This is a genomic window from Brevibacillus sp. M2.1A (assembly GCF_013284355.2).
Taxonomy (GTDB): domain Bacteria; phylum Bacillota; class Bacilli; order Brevibacillales; family Brevibacillaceae; genus Brevibacillus.
On the sequence record NZ_JABSUY020000001.1, the window covers coordinates 2,020,443 to 2,038,767 of the forward strand.

Here is an 18,325-nt window from a genome sequence, read left to right on the forward strand (position 1 = left end):
ATTGATAATTGTGTCATACTTATTATAATAAAAGTATCAGATAAGCGTAACTCAATTCGAAAGGGGTTTCTATATATGACAATTAAAATCGGTATTAATGGTTTCGGACGTATTGGCCGCATGGTATTCCGCCGCGCTATCCAGGACCCCAACATTGAAATCGTTGCAATCAACGCCAGCTATCCAGCGGAGACGCTTGCACATTTGTTGAAATATGACACGATCCACGGACGCCTGCAAAATAAAGTGGAAGTCCAAGACAACAAGATTATCGTAGATGGAAAAGCAACAGTTGTACTGTCTGACCGTGATCCGCTGAAGCTGCCTTGGGGTGACCTCGGAGTAGAGATCGTCGTAGAAGCTACAGGCAAGTTCAACAATCGCGAAGGGGCTGGCAAGCACTTGCAAAGCGGTGCGAAAAAAGTTGTGATTACAGCACCAGCGAAAGAAGAAGACGTGACGATCGTGATGGGTGTAAACGAAGGCACCTACGACCATGCCAATCACCACATTATCTCCAATGCTTCTTGCACAACCAACTGTCTCGCACCTGTGGCAAAAGTGCTCAACGATGCATTCGGTATCGAACAAGGTCTCATGACTACCATTCACTCGTTTACAAACGATCAGGTGAATCTCGACAATCCGCATAAAGACCTGCGTCGTGCACGTGCAGCTAGCGAGTCCATCATTCCAACGACGACAGGAGCTGCTCGTGCAGTAGGAATCGTTCTACCAGAATTGAATGGCAAGCTGAACGGTTTTTCCTTGCGCGTACCGACTCCAAACGTTTCTGTAGTAGACTTGGTGGTCAATACGAAGAAGCCAGTTACATTGGACGAAGTAAACCGCGTCCTGCGTGAAGCAAGCGAAGGCAGCATGAAAGGCTACCTCGAGTTCTGCGACGAGCCGCTCGTATCCAGCGATTTCAATGGCAACGATCACTCCTCGATCATAGACGGTCTGTCTACGATGGTAATGGGAGACAATCAGGTGAAAGTGATTGCTTGGTACGATAACGAGTGGGGCTACTCCTGCCGTGTCGTAGACCTGGTTCGCCACGTATCCGAGCAGCATAATCAAGCTGCAACAAAAGAAGCTGCAGCTGTTGGTGTAAAATAAAAAGCATAAACAAAACCCCTTTGCCGATTTTCGAGCAAAGGGGTTTTTCGTTGCTTCGTATTTACGATGAGGTAGGAGAATCTTCTAATGAGTTCACGTTAAATAGATCATCATCTTCAAAGCCGACAATAAACAGTCGGATGTTCGCCTTGAGATCAAGGTCATAAGGGCTAGGGACGTCGTTTCCTCGACCGTCTTTTATCACACGTACAGTAGGGCGATGCGAATAATCCGGATCAACCCGACTCACTACCCCGATTTCTCCGGTATTCAAAACGACGCTGCTACCAATCGGGAAGATAGCAATATGCTTGATAAAGGCATTTACTAGATGGTGCTCGAACAGCGTACCACCAGATCCAAACAGGTATTCCACAGCATCCTGTGGCATGTACCGTTTGCGCCATGGACGTGGGGAAGTCAAAGAGTCATAAATATCACAGAGACCAACGATTTGCGCGAATTCGTGAATTTGCTTGCCGGATAATCCCTGTGGATAGCCACTTCCATTTAGCCGTTCATGGTGCTGCAAGCAGACGTGGGCTGACAAAAGCGAGATGTCATGCTGCTTTCGCAACAAATTAAAGCCAAGCATCGTGTGCTGTTTGGCGATTTCCTTCTCTTCGTCTGTCCAACGCTCTGTTTTTTGCAACAGCTCTTCAGGCAGGCTTACTTTGCCGATATCGTGCAGCATGGCGCCTATCCCCAGGTTTATGAGCTGTGTGCGATTGTAGCCCAGAGACATGCCTACAGCAGTCGCCAGCACGGCCACATTCACGGAGTGATGGTATAAGGATGGTGAATGAGAAGAGATCGTCGTCAAATGTCCAACCATTTGCTTGTTTTGCATCAGGTCGTCCAAAATTGAGCTAAAGGCACGCTGAAAATGAAGGCCCATTTCTTTTAAGGAAATTTTCCGGGCCAGCTTGTTTGAGTTTGTAATTTGTTTGATCGTCTTCTCGATGGCTTCCACAGCTATTTGTCTGGTTTGTGGGCGAATCACTTCTTCCACAACGATGTCATTGGTACGGGGATCATCGATATACACCGAATCAACACCAGCTCGCTCTAATCCGGAAATGAGTCGTTCCGTTAATTGCATACCGGTTCCAAGCAGCACCTTTCCATCTTCAGTGAAGACTGTACGTCCCAATTTCATTCCAGGCTGTAGGTGTTTTAAAGATACTAAACGCATGACTATCCCTCCAACAGTACCATAATTGTACTCCATTCGACTTATGCTTTAAATAGGTACAAGGATTGACTTGACTTCTGACAGGAATATGAGGGACACTGTAGACAAGTATTGTCAGTATTGGAGTTGATTCTGATATGCGTTGTCCATTTTGCGAATATAATGGGACTAGAGTCCTGGATTCACGTCCTTTCAATCATAATAAATCCATTCGTCGTCGCCGCGAGTGCGAAGCCTGCGAACGCCGGTTTACTACCTTTGAAATGGTAGAAGAAACACCTTTGTTAATTGTGAAAAAGGACGGAACACGCGAGGAATTCAGTCGAGACAAGATATTGCGCGGGTTGGTGCGCGCTTGCGAAAAGCGTCCGGTACCGTTGGAAGTGCTTGAAAATGTAGTGAACGATATTGAAAAAGAATTGCGCAGCTGTGGACAGGCAGAGATCCCGAGCAATGACGTTGGGGAGAAGGTCATGGAGCGTTTATACCATGTCGATGAGGTTGCCTATGTGCGCTTCGCCTCCGTATACCGCCAATTCAAAGATATCAATGTATTTATGAAAGAGCTGGAGGAGCTATTGGCTCAAGCGCGAAACAGCTCGTTTCCAAAAGAATAGATAAGCTTTTTCTGCCAGACTGGCAACTTCTCTCTCGCTCTTGCGGCCGATCCGCCAGGGCTTCTTTGGTTTTCCAACTCATTTTTCCGTGAATGAATGGGTAGTCATGCTATAATAAAAGAATCGAATTTTGTCAGGAAGGAAAGATCTGATGCGTCGTTTAGTTTGGAACGAGTTGTTGCCGAAGGATCGTTATCTGGTGCGGATGGCAAGACCGATTGGCTTTGCCGAAATGGGCTTTGTTACGCAGCTATACTTGCCGATCATCGGTGTCGAATCGTACGCTCTCTATCAACTGCTCGTCCATGGCGTGCAGGAGGTGAGCGGAGCCTCCTCGGAGGGGACCCATCGCAGTTTGATGCTGACGACTTCGCTTTCTCTGGATCGGCTATTGGATGCGCGTGAACGTCTGGAGGCAATCGGGCTAGTCGAGGTACGCCGCAGGGAAAATCAGCAGCGTGACTATTATTACGAGTATTTGATCAAACCGCCGCTTAGTCCGGCTGAGTTTTTTGCAGATTATGTCCTGTCGCTGATGTTGTTAAATAAAATCGAAAACGTTCGCTATTCGCAACTGCGCCAGCATTATGCAGATACGCTTGGCAGTCAGTTGGATCAAGAATACTCTATTGTGGAAAACGTCACGAAAGACTTCCATGATGTGTTCCAGTCGTTGAAACCATCGGAGCTGGAAGTGAAAAAAGGTTCGGAGCGGGATCAGTTTTTAACCGAGATGGACACCAACTTCCCGCAAGCGCCGATGAAATCTGGCTACGAGGCACAAGTCAACCATTCGCTGAGTGTGTCGTCCTTGCGCCTGTACTTGCCGGATAATGCCGACTCGGTCAAAGTATTGGAAGGCAAAAGCATGGAGCTGTTGTTCTCGCTGTGCCACTTCTATCAGCTAGACAGCTGGGGGATGGGGCAGGAGCTGCGTGATTGGACGCTGTACAAATCGGATCGGAGTTTGGACGGAGAAGTTTTGCGCAAGCGTTTGATTCAACGCTACACAGAAGACAAGCTATACCGGACTGCGCCTGCAACTGACACGGCAGAGGATGGATGGGGACCCGGTCGCTTGCCTGAGCCTGGGAGCGAAGCCTTTATCCGTGCTTGCCGCCAGTTATCTCCGGTGACCCTGTTGGAAAAGGTCGTCGGTGGCAGAATCAGCAAGGTGTTTTTGGAGCGGGCTGAGACGCTTGTATTTGCGGATGGGATGCAGCCAGAAGTCGTCAATGCGCTGTTGCTTCATACGCTAGCCAGCATGCAAATGGAGCTGCCAAAAGCATACATGGAAACGATCCGCGACAGCTGGAAAGCCAAACGGATCGCAACAGTTGACGAGGCAGTCAAGCAGATCCTCGAACGTGCGGATCAACGGGCACAAACAGCCGAGAAGGCAAAAGCGGGCAAGAAGGAAACGGCTCCTGTCAGACGCAACGGTAGAGCTATCTTGCAGGACAAGCTGCCGGCATCTGTCGAGTGGCAGCTATCTCAGGAGAAAACCGCATCGGACGCAGAAAAGAAACAGTCCATTCAGGATTTTCCAGACTTGCAGAAAAGACTGGAAACCTTGCGAAAACGGAAATAAGGAGTGTGAGGGAACGTGGAATCTATCAGTGAGTTTATGCAAGAGCTCGCGAAACGAACACCGCGTCAGCTGCTGACACCGGATCAGCAGTTAGATAAAATGTTCCGTTCGTCAGCGTATTTAAAAGCATTTCAACAAGAGCATCCCGCATTGACCAGAGACGATTACCTTCGCTCGCTCTCCAACATCTATACGGCAGTCAAGGAGCAGTATTGGTGTGAACGTTGTCCGGGTCTTGGCGAATGCCCGAATCTGGTCAAGGGGCATAGCACTCATTTGGAGTTGGCTCATCAGCATATTATCAGCTCGATGACGCCCTGCTCCAAGCAACTGTCGTATGAGGAAGAGATTCGCCGCCGTCGACTAATGCGCAGCTACTACGTTTCCGAAGAGACCTTGAACGCGAGCTTTGAGGGCTTGGTCATTGACTCCGGGAATTTGGCAACCGTAGATGCCGCGATTCAGTTCTGTGAAAAAGTCGGAACAGGCGAGCGGGTAAAAGGACTTTATTTGCACGGTCCGTTTGGTGTTGGGAAAAGCTACATCATGGGAGCAATCGGTCGCGAGCTCTCAGAGCGCAATGTCGCTTCCTTGCTGGTGTATGTGCCTGACTTTATCCGGGAGATGAAGGACTCTATCTCGGATCAATCGTATGCGGGCAAGCTGGAGCTGTTAAAAGAAGTACCGGTCCTAATCCTCGATGATATCGGCGCGGAGAACCTGACGCCATGGGTTCGGGACGAGATTTTGGGGGTTATACTGAATCAGCGGGCAAACAACCATTTGCCTACGCTGTTTACTTCCAACTACTCGCTTACTGAACTGCAAGAGCATTTGTCTATCTCCAACGGAAATCGGATCGAACAAACAAAAGCGGCTCGCATCATGGAGCGAATCCGCCATTTTGTCGATGTGTATGAAATTTTACGCGAGAACCACCGTTCCTAGCACGTGTGTCCAGATGCGAGAGAGCTCCCAATGCGTGAGGGCGAGTACTTCTCGCGCCTTATGATACGGTCCAAACAGGACGTGTGACGTCGTCCCCACAGGCGAGGCGACAATTCCCAGTGAATCAGCCATGATCATGGCACGGGCCAAGTGGTAGTCGTGGCTGATGATCAGGGCGTCTTGAATATGATGCTCCTCCAAAACCTGCTGGCCGTACAGCAGGTTTTCGTATGTGCTGGTAGACTTGCTTTCTAGCAAAATGTCTTCTTCGGGAATTCCCTTGGCCACCAAGTAATTTTTGCTTACCGCAGCTTCCGTGATCGTTTTGCCTTCACCAAGGCCGCCTGTGACCAGCAGCTTCGATACATAGCCTTCTTCATATAGGGTCGCCGCCTGCTCCAGACGTTCGCGCAGACCAGGACTAGGTCCCTCACCCCAGACGGCTGCACCAAGGACAATGCCGACGGTTGCGTGTCTGGCGTTGGCTTTCTTAATCATTTGTTCGATACGGTACCAGTTGTAGCCCGACCATAGTAAACCGAGCAGCGTGACAATCCCCAACACGATCCATATCCTGCGCCAGCAAGGACGCTGTGCGTTTATCGTTCGATTTTTCATTTTTCGATATCTCCCTCGTAGTCTCTCTTTATTTAGACGTTTGAAATGAGGTCTAGTTACAAAGTTTGACATATGCCTGACACGAAAAACTAGTAAATTGTTTCTTGCTCTTTGCCGATATAGTAATGGTGGAATGGTTTCGAAGAACAGCAAATTTCATACTTGCGAGGGAGGCTAGCAATGTTCTGGAAAAAAACGATGCTCTTGTTTCTGGCCGTCTTTCTATTAGTGGGGACTGGAAACGCAGGGGTAGGATTGGCTGCCGATGAAATCAGCCGACTCGTTCTGTCCAAGAACGAGGTAACACTGGAAAATGGAGATTCTACTAACCTGACGGCTACCGCTATTTATGTGAGCGGAAAAACGGAAGACGTCACCGTCAAGACAGAATGGACGACACAGGACGCGAATATCGCTACTGTTTATGCCGGACAGATTACAGCCAAATCGGTAGGGAAATCTACTATTACAGCTACTTACATGGGTAAGCCTGTCGTAGTGGGTGTGACTGTAACCAAAAAGGTAAAGGCACTGACAACAGAAGATCAAACGTTGAACGTGAGAATTGGCAGCACGGAAAATGTAAAGCTGACAGCAGTATACAGCGATGGGACAACAGAAGACGTAACGACTAAAGCAGACTGGTCCATCGATAATCCTGCGATTGCGACTGTAGTAAATGGAGCAATTAAAGGTCTGAATTCAGGATCTGGTACAGTGACAGCAAAATTCGGCAGCCAGACGACGACTATCTCTGTCAATGTAGAGATTGCACACAGACTGGAGCCTAGCAAAAACCAGGTTTCACTCTTGCTGAACGGTGAAGAAAAAATCAAGCTCAAAGCCATTTTCCCGGATGGAAGTGTAACGGAAGACGTCTCCGACAAGGCTGAATGGTCTTCAGACAATACCGCAGTGGCCGATGCGCTAAAAGGCACGATCAAGGCTTATGGCGCAGGCACAGCAACCATTACGGCGAAGTATGGAACAAAAACAGCGACGATCAAAGTCGATGTGGATACAACGCAAAAGCTGGAACTCAACAAGCAAAACATTTTCATGAATGTAGGCAAGGAAGAAGACATCGAGCTGAAAGCAACCTATGCCAATAATGGCGGTTCCACAGTAGTGAACGATAAAGCCGAATGGTCCTCAGATCGCGAGGATGTTGCTTACTACAGCAACGGAAAAATCCATGCGGTGAAGTCCGGTGAAGCGGTGATTACTGCGAAATACGGAAACAAATCCGTTCAGGTACGCGTAGATGTAGAAGTACCCCGTTCCTTGTATATCAATCCTGCTTTCTTGACGATGAAAAGCGGGACAACGAAAGATGTGGTTGTAAACGCGTCCTTCGCGAATGGTACAAGTGAAGATGTCACTTCAAAAGTAGACTGGTCTTCGGATAATGCAGATGTCGTATTTGCAAATGGCAAGACCGTATCCGCCTACAAGGCTGGAACAGCGAATGTAACGGCAAAATACGGCGGAAAAACAGCGACACTGGTTGTCGATGTAGATGTACCGCAAAACTTGACCGCAGATATCACGACAGTAGCAATCCCAGTGGGTGGCGCGAAGCAAGTGACGGTAAAGGCTTCGTATCCAGATGGAAGCTCTGCCGAAGATGTCACACAAAAAGTCGTCTGGTCATCGAGTGCACCTAATGTAGCAAGCGTGCGTCAAGGCTTGATCACAGGTGTGTCCACAGGTGCAGCGACCGTAACAGCAACATACGGAACACGCACAGTGAACATTTCCGTATCCGTTGGCGTCATGCAGACATTGACGGTAGACAAGAAAAAGATCGTGCTTGGCAATGGCAAGTCCGAAACCGTCAAGCTGACAGCAGCGTACGCAGATGGAACGACTAAGGATGTAACAGATACAGCGACATGGAGCACAGCTTCTGCTGCTGTTGCAGAAGTAATAAACGGGAAGATCACAGCGACAGGAGCAGGGAAAACGACCGTAACAGGTACCTTCGATGGCAAGTCGGTTTCAATTGCAGTAGAAGTAGACCAAGCGACGAACCTCTCTGTTGATCCTCGCATGCTGATCTTGAACGTCAATGAATCAAAAGACATCAAGCTGAGCGCAACAAATTCTGCTGGCAATTCGGACAATGTGACCAGCGATGCAGAATGGTCCTCGACCTCGGTAAAAGTAGCGGATGTGGTAAACGGCCGCGTAACAGGTCTCTCAAACGGACGTGCGACGATCACCGCGAAATACGGCGGCAAATCGATCAGCATCCCGGTAGAAGTCGGAATCGTAAGCAAGCTCGAAGCAGACAAGCGCTTTGTATCTACGAAGTCGAACAGCAACGTACAAGTAACCTTGACAGCTACCTTCTCCGATGGTCGCACCATGGATGTGACCAATCTGGCTGATTGGAAAACGAGCAACTACAAGGTAGCAGACGTAACCAAAGGTCTCGTTTCAGGACGTGCTTACGGCAAAACGACAGTTACAGCTAGGTACAACGACAAGAGCGTGTCCATCCCAGTCGATGTTGATATGTTGAAATACTTGAAGACAGATGTCGTTCAGCTCGTTATGAACAAAGGTGAAACGAAGCAAGTGAAAGCCATCGCGACGTACATGGATGGCTCTGACCAAGATGTATCCAAGCCAGCTCTCTGGACCACTTCTCGCCTGTTGGTAGCTGATGTGAAAGATGGCATCATCAAGGCTACAGGGTCGGGTAAAGCGACGATTTATGTGCAGTATGGTGGGAAGAAGACACCGATTGTGGTGACAGTGAGATAGTGGGTTGTAGGGAATAAGAGGGAAGCCAACCGTGTGGGATCGGTTGGCTTTTTTCGTTGAGTTTTTTCAGCTGGGACGGGGATTTATCTGATTTTTTCGCTTGCAGTGTACGGCGGGCGTATGCTATACTGATTTCACTGAGGCGGTAAACGCTGGAAGTACCATACATATGGGGCATTAGCTCAGCTGGGAGAGCGCTACACTGGCAGTGTAGAGGTCAGCGGTTCGATCCCGCTATGCTCCACCATATAACGACTACGGAAACGGCAGAGATGCCGTTTTTCTTTTTGTATCCATCCTTGGAACTCGAATATGCCGCTCCTTTGAAAAAACGAAGCGAAAAGATACTCTCTCCCCGCCCCGTTCATCCCAAAACTCACAAATTCATCAACCCCCGAAACGCTTTCATCCTCCCCCTACTAACAGGAATATCCGTCTCACTATCATCATTCATCTTAATCAAATACGTATTATTAAACCACGGAATAATCTCTTTAATATACTTCACATTCAAAATATAATTCCGATGACTTCTAAAAAAAGAACGGGACCGATTCAAAATCTCCTCCAGCTCATTTAAGGACAAATCACACTTGTCGATACTCTCTTTTGTCGCCACATATAAATCTTTCTCCCGCACAAACGCAAAGTAAACCTGCCCTACAGGGATCGGGATGATCTTGTTGCTCTTCCGGATGCAGACATGCTCTTCCATCAGGGGAACTGTCGCGGTGCGGTCATTCATAGCCGCTCGCTTCCTCAGTGTCCTCACTTTCTGGATCACATCGTCCAATTTCGATTCCATGATCGGTTTGGTCAAATAGCCCACTGCCAGCGTGGAAAAAGCCTCCAGAGCGTGTTCGTGATAGGCAGTCGAAAAAACGATCAAGGGGGGATTGGACATCTGATTCAATGTTTTGGCAAATTCAAGACCATTCATTCCGGGCATCTGAATATCGAGCATGAGCAAATCAGGCTCGGAATTGATGATATGAGGCAATGCTTCCAAAGGATTGGTATAAATTGCGTCCACCTGGATATCGATATATTTTTTCAGCAAATATTCCAATTCGGAACAAATGGCTGGCTCGTCATCGATGATGATTGTTTTCAGGAGCATCTGGATGCACTTCCTTTTCAAATGCGGTTAACGGAGCGACAAAGGATACGACTGTTCCCAAACCAGGCTTGCTTTGAATCGTGAGGCCATATTTTTTGCCATAAATGGATTGCAGCCGTGAATGGACATTGACAAGGCCGATGCCTTTCGATTGGCTGTTCCAGATTTCGGCCAAACGCTCTTCACTGATTCCAACTCCATTGTCTTCAATGCTGATTTTCACTTCTTGGCCAAACGGTTCCACTCGAATCGTGAGCAGACAATCGCTAACTTTTGGGGAAAGTCCATGGTGAATGGCATTTTCCACGATTGGCTGCAAAGTCAGGACAGGCAATTTGCACTCCAGCAGGGTTTCGTCGATCTCCATGTTTACCTTTAAACGGTTGCTAAATCTGACCTTCTCGATTTCCAAATACGACTTGATTCCGTCCAGCTCTTCCTGCAAGCTGTGATGATTTCCCTTGCTTTTCAAATTGCGCCTGAAGATGTCACTTAAATGACCGATCAAGTTTCTCGCTTGATCAGGGTCTGTACGACAATAGGACATAATCGTCCCCAAGGTGTTGAACAGAAAATGCGGGTTGATTTGTGCTTGCAGGGCGCTCACTTCAGCCTGCTTCCGCATTTTTGCTTGATGCTCAATCTCCGCGAGCTCAATTTGGACCGACAGCAGCTTGGCCAGGCCGTCCACTAACTTCTCGTTGGTCTGGGACGTCTTGGAGGAAGAGGTTTTATAGTAGAATTGCAACGTCCCGATTTTCTGGTTTTGATGATACAACGATGCGGCGCTGATCGATTTTAGGCGAGGCGGACGCGGAAGAGCAAAATCTTTGTCGCACCATTCCCCTGTAGGGTGGGTCAAAACAGCTTCCGCTACCTGTGCGCACAGCGTCTCTTTTTGCACATGATTCTCCAGTTCATGGCCTTTTGCACTGAGCAGCTTTTCACAGTCGGTAATGGCGACTGCATCTACTCTGGCCATTTCACGGATCAGCTCAGCGGTTTTTTTCGCAGAATATTCATTAAGCCCCGTCCGTAGATGAGGCAACGTCTGACTTGCAATCGACAAGGCAAGGTTTGCCCCAAGTGCGCCGGACTGGTCTTGCATCATTTTGAGATTTTGGAAAACGCGCGTGAAAAGCAACAGTCCTGCAATGGTCATAATCGTGGTCGGGATCGCGATTTTTACTTCCAGTTCGAGTGCCGCTGAAAAAGGCTTGGCCATGAGAAGCACCATCACTTTTTGAATGAGCTCGGCTGTAACGCCAATCAGTACGATATGCTGCCATTTCAGACGCAGCATATTCATTTTCGTGCTGACGATCCCGGCCAAATAGCCGTTCATTACGGTCGAGATGGCACAGGCGAATGCGGTAAATCCACCGATCGAATAACGATGAATACCTCCGATAAGGCCGGCCAAAAAACCGACGACTGGCCCTCCGATCAACCCGCCCGCGACGGCACCCACAATGCGCGTATTGGCGAGTGCGTCATTGACCCGTAACCCATTCTCCGTTCCGATTACCGACAAGAACCCGAACAGGGTGGAGAGGATCACGATCCGCATCCAGTTGTTTTTCCCGTACATGATGTTCCGAAAGTAATCGAGTTGGCCGATGATAAGGGCGATGACTGCAATTACAGAGATGTTTTCAAGCAGTCCCAGAAGCATAGTGATTGTCATAACAGCCGCCTCCCTATGGAAAAGGGTAGCCCGAACTGGTCGAAAAATCAATGTAACTCAACTGGGTTTTTCGGCAGCTCGGATGCCGTTTTTGCACATCTGGAAGTATTCAATAGATTCTAGCAAAACAAACAACTTAAAATAAAAACAGTTCTTCGAGAATCCATCCGGGTGAATATGTAAACCCTTTCAAAGCATGGTTTCATTTGTAAGCGGTTAAACGATGCCAATTTCGAATGGATTCGGGTCAAACATAAGGAGGGGGCAGCAATGAAGCCAACGAGTGATCGTGAAAATACGCGGCGAATCACAAGCAACATCTTTAAAGGTTCACTGGGGAACCTGATTGAATGGTATGACTGGTATGTCTATGCAGCTTTTGCGGTGTACTTCTCGTCTCAGTTTTTTCCAAAAGGAGACGCTACCAGCCAGTTATTGAATACTGCCGCTGTTTTTGCTATTGGATTTTTAATGAGACCGATTGGGAGCTTACTCCTGGGCCGATACGCTGACCGTCACGGACGCCGTGCTGCGTTGACGCTGTCTGTTACTATCATGGCAGGTGGTTCTCTGGTGATTGCCGTAACACCAAACTATGAAACCATCGGCGTGTTTGCGCCTATTATTCTCGTTCTTGCCCGCCTGCTCCAAGGTCTTTCGCTTGGCGGGGAATACGGAACATCTGCCACGTACTTGTCCGAGATGGCTTCGAGTGGTCGCCGAGGGTTCTATTCTAGCTTCCAGTACGTCACGCTGATCAGTGGACAATTGCTGGCGCTGGGTGTGCAAATTATCTTGCAGCAAATACTCCCGGAAGAAGCGATGATGGCATGGGGCTGGCGAATTCCGTTCATCATCGGAGCGTTTGGCGCAGTAGCCGTGTTGTGGTTGCGCCGCAGTATGGACGAATCAGAGCAGTATACCAAAATGGAGTCGAAAAACAAGGAAAAGGCGGGTACGCTTCGAGAGCTGATGAAGCATCCGAAGGCGGTGCTGGCAGTCGTTGGTCTTACGCTCGGGGGAACCATTGCCTTTAACACCTACACGACCTATTTGCAAAAATTCATGGTGATTACGGTAGGACTGCCGAAAGATATCGTTAGCTGGATTAACTTTACCGCATTGCTCGTATTTGTCGTCTTGCAGCCGCTTGCTGGTATGCTGTCCGACCGAATTGGACGGCGCCCGCTGTTGATTGGTTTCGGTATTCTTGGAACATTGTGGACCGTACCGATGTTTATGCTCCTGGAACAAACCACTAGCCCATATGTCGCTTTCTTGCTGATGCTGTCTGGTCTTATCATTGTTACTGGTTATACGTCCATCAATGCGATCGTGAAAGCCGAGATGTTTCCAACCGCTATTCGCGCTCTGGGTGTAGGCTTTCCATACGGGGTGACTGTTGCGATCTTTGGGGGAACAGCGGAGTTCATCGCGCTATGGTTCAAAAGCATCGGGAACGAATCTCTCTTCTATTACTATGTAGCGGCTTGTATTGCCATAAGCCTCCTCGTTTACTGGCGTATGGACGAGTCTTCGAAAAACTCCAAGATCGAAGCTGAGTTGAACGCTGCAAAGGACTAGATGGAAGAATAGAGGAGCATGGAAGAATAGAGGAGCAACGAAAAACGGCAGAGATGCCGTTTTTTGCATTACCGAACTGTAAAAGATTGCATTTCAAAACTCCAGGACATTGCGGATATGTCTGGCATCAGCATCGGGCTTTTGTATCGGCAATTCACAGCGACATGACGACAGGCGAAGAGTTTGCGAATTTGCTGATATTGATGGCTCAATCGTTTCTAGCGGGGGGAGGAACAAGCGAAAAACAAACCGAGGTAGCTCGCCTTAGCGACAAGTTGTTTCACGCCAGAGCCCAGCTTGTCAAAAAAGGTCAGGCGCTCGGCGAATTCCGATCAGGGGACCCAGATGAAATGGTCGTATTTTTCTATTCAACACTACACGGGTTAGCTATGATGAAAATGATGCGAAAAAACCACTTCACGATGCCTTCATCCTCTATCCTCACTTCTTTTCTATACAAGGAAGGAGAATAACCGTACATGTTTACAGTGATCAGGGCGGATCAAGTAGAATTCGATGCAAGAGAGCAAATGTCTCAGATTTTTGCGGAGGGATTCACGCAGTGGCAATGATGATTCTCCGTCATATGATGGAAAATACCCCGTATGAACAATTTCTCATCGAAGAAGTAGCAGATACGAATATTCCCGCTATGAAGCTATACCAGAAATTAAGGTTCCAAGTATACAGCCGGAAGCCCGTCCCTTTAAAGAGAGCTCAAAAAATTGGAATCAATCATTTTATATCGTTGAAATACGAAAAATCGCTCAAGGGATAGATGATCCTCTGAGCGATTTTTCGTATTTCCGCGCCGATCTCGTACGAACGCAAAAAAGAAAGCCACTCTTACGCGGACAGAAGGTTTTCCCTTCTCTTTTAGAGCCTCCTAAACGGCCTGCAGGGGCTTTCCAGTCACGGGAATCACCGCGCTTGTTACGGGATGACCCGAAACTGATGGGAATGCTGGATCGCATGAGAAGTTCAAGGACAACGGGAAGTTAGGGGAGGAATATACAATGCAGGCACTTCAAAACGTTTTTAACTATCAAGATAAACAGATTCGAGTAGTGGTAAAGGATGGCGAGGGGTGGAAAAACATCTGACAGAACCGGATGGAAGCATAACATCGACGTATTAAAAGCACTCAACAACAGGGTGCCTGATCAATGGAGTAAAGTACCTGATCGGATATTGACGGTAACGGATAGATTGAAAAGGGTGCAAATAGAACAACAGCCAGCTCTGCAATTGATTGAACGATATAAAAATCCAAGCGTTTTGATTTATGCGGATCCACCGTATTTGTATCAACAAGGAGCAAACGTATGTACAAAAATGAGATGACGGATGCGGACCATATTGAATTGCTCGACGCATTAGACGAAAATCCGGGACCCGTGATACTAAGTGGTTACGATAATGATTTATACAACATTCGCCTAAAGCATTGGCGTAAGGAAGACAAGAAAGTTTTGGCGGAAATGGGGCGAATCAGAACAGAAGTTATCTGGATCAATCCAGTGGCAGCTGATCAAGTGGGGCTGCAGACCATCTTCTCGCTGCCCAGCATATAGCGGATGGATACTAAATGCTCATTATATAAAAAAGCCCATCCTATCTAAGGATGGACAAGGTTGAAGGAAAATTATTCAAACACCGGACGCAAGAAACTTCGCTCGTAACTGATGATGCACTTTGTTTGCTCTGCGAGTGAGAAGGCAAGTTGGCAATCTTCATCGACCAGTATTCTCTTTCGATAATCCTCATATTCTGCCAAACTAGGAAAACTAAATAAGGCATAAGCAATATTATTAGCACCTTCATGAGGAAGGAAATAGCCATGATGATGTCCGCCAAACTTGTTGACAAGAGGTATCCACATCTTTGCATATTCTTCAAAAACACTTACCTGATATGGATCAATAACATATTTCAAGTAACAAGTGACCATTTTTCCACTCCCTAATGGTTTTTCCTAAATCTTACTGTACATCAGTATTAGAAACAAGAAGGGATATGGTTTTACAAGCTGTGTATTTAAAAAGGACTTTTAATAAAAGTCTCGTGGATTTGAATCACATTCTATTTTTAAAGGCTTAAACCAATTTTTCAGGAATGTTCGTATATCTGAGACTGTGATAGCAACATCGCCTTTTTGAATATCGATGTATAGGCTATAGCCTCCGTCAGATTTAGACTCAATTGGAATCAAGTCAATGAATTCGTTATAATCTTTTACTGCTTCGGTGGCTCTATCCATTTGTGGTTTTGTTACATCACTTACAATCATCAAAAACTGTCTCTTCAACAATACACCCCATTGTTTTTATTTTCATTATATCACAGTAATGAAAACCGGGTGGGAAACGACAAGTTGGCAACTTAGTGGGCTGCTGGTTGGCGACCTACCCGAAAGGAAATCGAAGACATTTTGTTAGCTGTAGAAAGTACGATGATGGCTAATGAAAGGGAGATCAAATTGCCGAAGTAATACGCAGTTCAAAACAAGGAGACTAAGTCGTTTCTGAAGCATAACGGGAACTACAATCCGTGCGCCTATCCGTATGATGATGTGGAGAGTATCGAGGAAGCTACTCATTGGAGCGACTTCAGGCATGTTTCGTATGTAGCTAGGTGGTACGCCGACAGCTTTTACAAGTGGCAGATTGTAGATGTGGACACAAGGGAAGTGTTGGAGCCGATGCGTGACAAGTGGTGGAGAAGATCAAAGAACAAACGCACTTCTTTGTCCTTAGTTACGCCGAGGACAATGAAAAGCACCTTGGCAAGCAGACTTTGATGATGTGTCTGTCCAGAAGATCGGCACTGCGATGATGGTACAAGAAGCGATCTGTAACGCAGCACTGAAAGTGGTCACTTTAACAAAACGGTAATTGTAGAAAGTAGGAAATTCCCCAACCTGGTGAGAAAAATACCCCGGGATTAACCCGGGGGCCGTTGATGGTGGATTAGTTGATTTTCAACTGTTCCCAGGTAAACGAAACCGGATAAGAACCGTTTTCAAAGACTCCTACCTTTTGCCACATGTAGAACACCACTGTTTTATTTTGGTTATCGATCCCAATGTCGATTGTATACCTATAACCAGGAACTTCCCAGCGTTTGACTTCCTGATTGTTGGAATCAAATGCGACGACAACCAAAACAAGGTCATTCGATGAAGGGGTATACGACCAATACGTATACTCACCATACTTAACGATGACGTTTGCTTGGCTAATCGCAAGTCCAGCTGGTTGCAAAATTTGAGCAGGTCTGGCAATCAATTCATAGCTATTCCCGACTTATTCCCTACTAAATGTGAGGGTCTTCGTTCGAGCCTACACCGTGCAGGCGACTTTCATCGCACACGGCGTTCCATCAACGGATAAGAAAGAATGTTTTACAACGGGCAAATATAACGCTACGTCAATCAATCTAAATTGTCCGCTAACTAAAGTTATAACTTTCTGTGATTGTGTTATTAAAGAGCTGAGGTTAACAAAACACACGATTTGATAAATAGAGGGGCAGTTGCAGCGGGGGGGCGAGTCTTCAGTCTCGACGAAAAAATATCCCCCGGGTCCATCCCGAGGGCTGTTGATGGATAATTAATTGTTAGAAATATCCAATACCATTTCTTGCGTGTGTTTTGAATCAACAGAAATGAAAAATTTATACGTTCCTGCAGAAGGCATTGTGTAAGATCCTAAGTCAAAAATGATTAACTGTCCTTTATCAAGAGTAACATTAGGAATCGTAATTACGGAGCCATTAATTTTATCAGCACCAATTTCATTGCGACTAGAAGCAATGTAATACAAATCGGTTGCATCTGGAGTGAAAACATCATTCAAATCAAAAGTTAGAGTAGCGTTTCTTAATGGCTGGGTGGCGATAAATTTTGGCATAAGGTATTGGGAGGAGCCTGCAACGAAATGGTAGGGATATTGACCATTTAGATTGTCTTGCAAAATGAATATTGGATCAGTATAGCTATTCTCGACTTATTCCCTTCTCTTCGTGAGGGTTTTCGTTCGAGCCTACACCGTGCGGGCGACTTTCATCGCACACGGCGTTCCATCAACCGATAAGAAGGATTTTTACAACGGGCAAAATAAGCGTACTACAAATATGTCAATATTTACAGATTTTGATTTCAACATGATGGATCCAGGTGATGAGGGATTAACAAAATAATTGGTTTGTAAAGGAGAGGTTCGTGCATGACAGAAATCGTTTTAGAACTCGATGAAAACCAGCGCTTTTTGATTGAAGACCCTGACAGTGTCTCGGTGATTATGGTCGATCAGGTGACGATCCTTCCAGTAGCAAACCATATAATGTCGTACTGGACTTGCTAGAATTGTACTGGGATGATCCAGTTGCTCTCGTCGAGGTTATGTTGGGTATTGAACCAAGACGATTCCCGATCTTTTTATATTTGTAAAAAAGGAAGGATGGAGCTCTGCCCCATCCTTCCTTTTTTAACCTTGCCCCACAATCTTCTTCAAGCGTCCTACCAGCGGAATGACAATAACCGCTGCTACAACCACCTGCAACACGTTCCCCGGAATGGAGCCAAACGGCTGGATCCAGTTACCGTAAAGAATAACCTCAACAAAGTAGTAGCCCACGATTTTAATCACCAATGCAGCGGCAACTGCGAGTGCGTACACAAATACCCGGTTACCAGGCATCTTTTCGGCGATGAGACCAGCTACATAGCCCATTGCACCTACGATTACGAAGGTAAACGGTGCCCATGCTGTCCAGCCGGAGATAAGGTCAAAGAGACCCATACCAAAAGCGCCTGCGATAGCTCCTGTTTTTCTGCCATACACAAAAGCTGCGATTAAAAGAGGCACGTTACCGAGATGGATGAGGCCACCGTTCCCCATGATCGGGAGTCGCAAATTGATAAACATGGTGGCTGCGAGAGTAAAAGCGATAAAAAGTGCGTTGATAACCAAGGTTTTCGTCTTTGATGCTTTTCTTGCTGAAAAAGTAGAATCCATATGATAGCCTCTTTCTTATTAATTTTACTATTATCATACTCACAATCAGCTAC

19 protein-coding genes and 1 tRNA gene are annotated in these 18,325 nt (G+C 46.8%); 11 read left to right on the forward strand and 9 right to left on the reverse strand.

Annotation, left to right across the window (positions count from 1 at the left end):
* Positions 1 to 75 precede the first annotated feature (75 nt).
* Positions 76 to 1,122 (forward strand): glyceraldehyde-3-phosphate dehydrogenase, encoded by a 1,047-nt coding sequence (locus HP567_RS09950; protein ID WP_106654629.1) that lies wholly within the window; start codon positions 76 to 78, stop codon positions 1,120 to 1,122.
* Between the two features lie 61 nt (positions 1,123 to 1,183).
* On the opposite strand, the gene HP567_RS09955 is transcribed toward HP567_RS09950, so the two are convergent.
* Positions 1,184 to 2,317: an HD-GYP domain-containing protein gene (locus tag HP567_RS09955; protein WP_173608853.1), complete on the reverse strand. Its 1,134-nt coding sequence runs from the start codon at positions 2,315 to 2,317 to the stop codon at positions 1,184 to 1,186.
* A gap of 137 nt (positions 2,318 to 2,454) precedes the next feature.
* On the opposite strand from HP567_RS09955, the gene nrdR reads away from it, so the two are divergent.
* The 3 genes from nrdR to dnaI all read left to right on the forward strand — a co-directional run bounded on the left by nrdR (position 2,455) and on the right by dnaI (position 5,473).
* On the forward strand, positions 2,455 to 2,934 hold the full coding sequence (gene nrdR / locus HP567_RS09960; protein ID WP_012685137.1) for a transcriptional regulator NrdR: 480 nt from the start codon (positions 2,455 to 2,457) through the stop codon (positions 2,932 to 2,934).
* A 151-nt stretch (positions 2,935 to 3,085) separates the two neighbouring features.
* A complete protein-coding gene (locus HP567_RS09965; RefSeq protein WP_173608852.1) occupies positions 3,086 to 4,525 on the forward strand; it encodes a replication initiation and membrane attachment family protein in 1,440 nt (479 codons plus the stop codon).
* 15 nt (positions 4,526 to 4,540) lie between these two features.
* The gene (gene dnaI, locus HP567_RS09970; protein ID WP_173608851.1) at positions 4,541 to 5,473 is read left to right on the forward strand and encodes a primosomal protein DnaI; all 933 of its coding nucleotides are present in this window, start codon (positions 4,541 to 4,543) and stop codon (positions 5,471 to 5,473) included.
* Here the strand turns inward: dnaI and HP567_RS09975 are convergent.
* Positions 5,450 to 6,091 (reverse strand): YdcF family protein, encoded by a 642-nt coding sequence (locus tag HP567_RS09975; protein ID WP_173608850.1) that lies wholly within the window; start codon positions 6,089 to 6,091, stop codon positions 5,450 to 5,452. The two genes, dnaI and HP567_RS09975, sit on opposite strands and share 24 nt — an antisense overlap.
* Before the next feature lie 180 nt (positions 6,092 to 6,271).
* Here HP567_RS09975 and HP567_RS09980 point away from each other — a divergent pair, with 180 nt between their 5' ends.
* Together HP567_RS09980 and HP567_RS09985 are read left to right on the forward strand one after the other, a co-directional pair.
* Complete coding sequence (locus HP567_RS09980) at positions 6,272 to 8,863, forward strand: Ig-like domain-containing protein (RefSeq protein ID WP_173608849.1); 2,592 nt, start codon at positions 6,272 to 6,274, stop codon at positions 8,861 to 8,863.
* A 171-nt stretch (positions 8,864 to 9,034) separates the two neighbouring features.
* Positions 9,035 to 9,110: transfer RNA gene (locus HP567_RS09985), tRNA-Ala, on the forward strand.
* 129 nt (positions 9,111 to 9,239) lie between these two features.
* Here the strand turns inward: HP567_RS09985 and HP567_RS09990 are convergent.
* Both HP567_RS09990 and HP567_RS09995 read right to left on the reverse strand, forming a co-directional pair.
* Positions 9,240 to 9,983, reverse strand: coding sequence for a LytR/AlgR family response regulator transcription factor (locus tag HP567_RS09990; RefSeq protein WP_173608848.1), 744 nt, complete (start codon positions 9,981 to 9,983; stop codon positions 9,240 to 9,242).
* Positions 9,955 to 11,670: a LytS/YhcK type 5TM receptor domain-containing protein gene (locus HP567_RS09995; RefSeq protein WP_173608847.1), complete on the reverse strand. Its 1,716-nt coding sequence runs from the start codon at positions 11,668 to 11,670 to the stop codon at positions 9,955 to 9,957. Before HP567_RS09995 ends, HP567_RS09990 begins: the two co-directional genes overlap by 29 nt.
* A gap of 270 nt (positions 11,671 to 11,940) precedes the next feature.
* Between HP567_RS09995 and HP567_RS10000 the strand changes: the two genes are divergently transcribed.
* The 4 genes from HP567_RS10000 to HP567_RS10010 all read left to right on the forward strand — a co-directional run bounded on the left by HP567_RS10000 (position 11,941) and on the right by HP567_RS10010 (position 14,828).
* Positions 11,941 to 13,254, forward strand: coding sequence for an MFS transporter (locus HP567_RS10000; protein WP_173608846.1), 1,314 nt, complete (start codon positions 11,941 to 11,943; stop codon positions 13,252 to 13,254).
* A gap of 191 nt (positions 13,255 to 13,445) precedes the next feature.
* A complete protein-coding gene (locus HP567_RS10005) occupies positions 13,446 to 13,727 on the forward strand; it encodes a hypothetical protein (RefSeq protein ID WP_229087981.1) in 282 nt (93 codons plus the stop codon).
* A 604-nt stretch (positions 13,728 to 14,331) separates the two neighbouring features.
* Positions 14,332 to 14,598: a DNA adenine methylase gene (locus HP567_RS29970; RefSeq protein ID WP_370647968.1), complete on the forward strand. Its 267-nt coding sequence runs from the start codon at positions 14,332 to 14,334 to the stop codon at positions 14,596 to 14,598.
* Entirely contained in the window at positions 14,580 to 14,828 is a 249-nt protein-coding gene (locus HP567_RS10010; RefSeq protein ID WP_173608844.1) for a hypothetical protein, read from the forward strand. Before HP567_RS29970 ends, HP567_RS10010 begins: the two co-directional genes overlap by 19 nt.
* Before the next feature lie 71 nt (positions 14,829 to 14,899).
* Here the strand turns inward: HP567_RS10010 and HP567_RS10015 are convergent, their stop codons facing one another.
* The 4 genes from HP567_RS10015 to HP567_RS10030 all read right to left on the reverse strand — a co-directional run bounded on the left by HP567_RS10015 (position 14,900) and on the right by HP567_RS10030 (position 17,228).
* Positions 14,900 to 15,205: an NIPSNAP family protein gene (locus HP567_RS10015; protein WP_173608843.1), complete on the reverse strand. Its 306-nt coding sequence runs from the start codon at positions 15,203 to 15,205 to the stop codon at positions 14,900 to 14,902.
* 99 nt (positions 15,206 to 15,304) lie between these two features.
* The gene (locus tag HP567_RS10020) at positions 15,305 to 15,544 is read right to left on the reverse strand and encodes a hypothetical protein (RefSeq protein WP_173608842.1); all 240 of its coding nucleotides are present in this window, start codon (positions 15,542 to 15,544) and stop codon (positions 15,305 to 15,307) included.
* A 679-nt stretch (positions 15,545 to 16,223) separates the two neighbouring features.
* Entirely contained in the window at positions 16,224 to 16,541 is a 318-nt protein-coding gene (locus tag HP567_RS10025; protein WP_007717182.1) for a hypothetical protein, read from the reverse strand.
* A 324-nt stretch (positions 16,542 to 16,865) separates the two neighbouring features.
* Positions 16,866 to 17,228, reverse strand: coding sequence for a hypothetical protein (locus HP567_RS10030; protein ID WP_217366948.1), 363 nt, complete (start codon positions 17,226 to 17,228; stop codon positions 16,866 to 16,868).
* Between the two features lie 252 nt (positions 17,229 to 17,480).
* Between HP567_RS10030 and HP567_RS10035 the strand changes: the two genes are divergently transcribed.
* Positions 17,481 to 17,618 (forward strand): hypothetical protein, encoded by a 138-nt coding sequence (locus HP567_RS10035; RefSeq protein WP_173608840.1) that lies wholly within the window; start codon positions 17,481 to 17,483, stop codon positions 17,616 to 17,618.
* A 123-nt stretch (positions 17,619 to 17,741) separates the two neighbouring features.
* Here HP567_RS10035 and HP567_RS10040 read toward each other — a convergent pair whose 3' ends face one another.
* Positions 17,742 to 18,272, reverse strand: coding sequence for an ECF transporter S component (locus HP567_RS10040; RefSeq protein ID WP_173608839.1), 531 nt, complete (start codon positions 18,270 to 18,272; stop codon positions 17,742 to 17,744).
* Between the last annotated feature and the right edge of the window lie 53 nt (positions 18,273 to 18,325).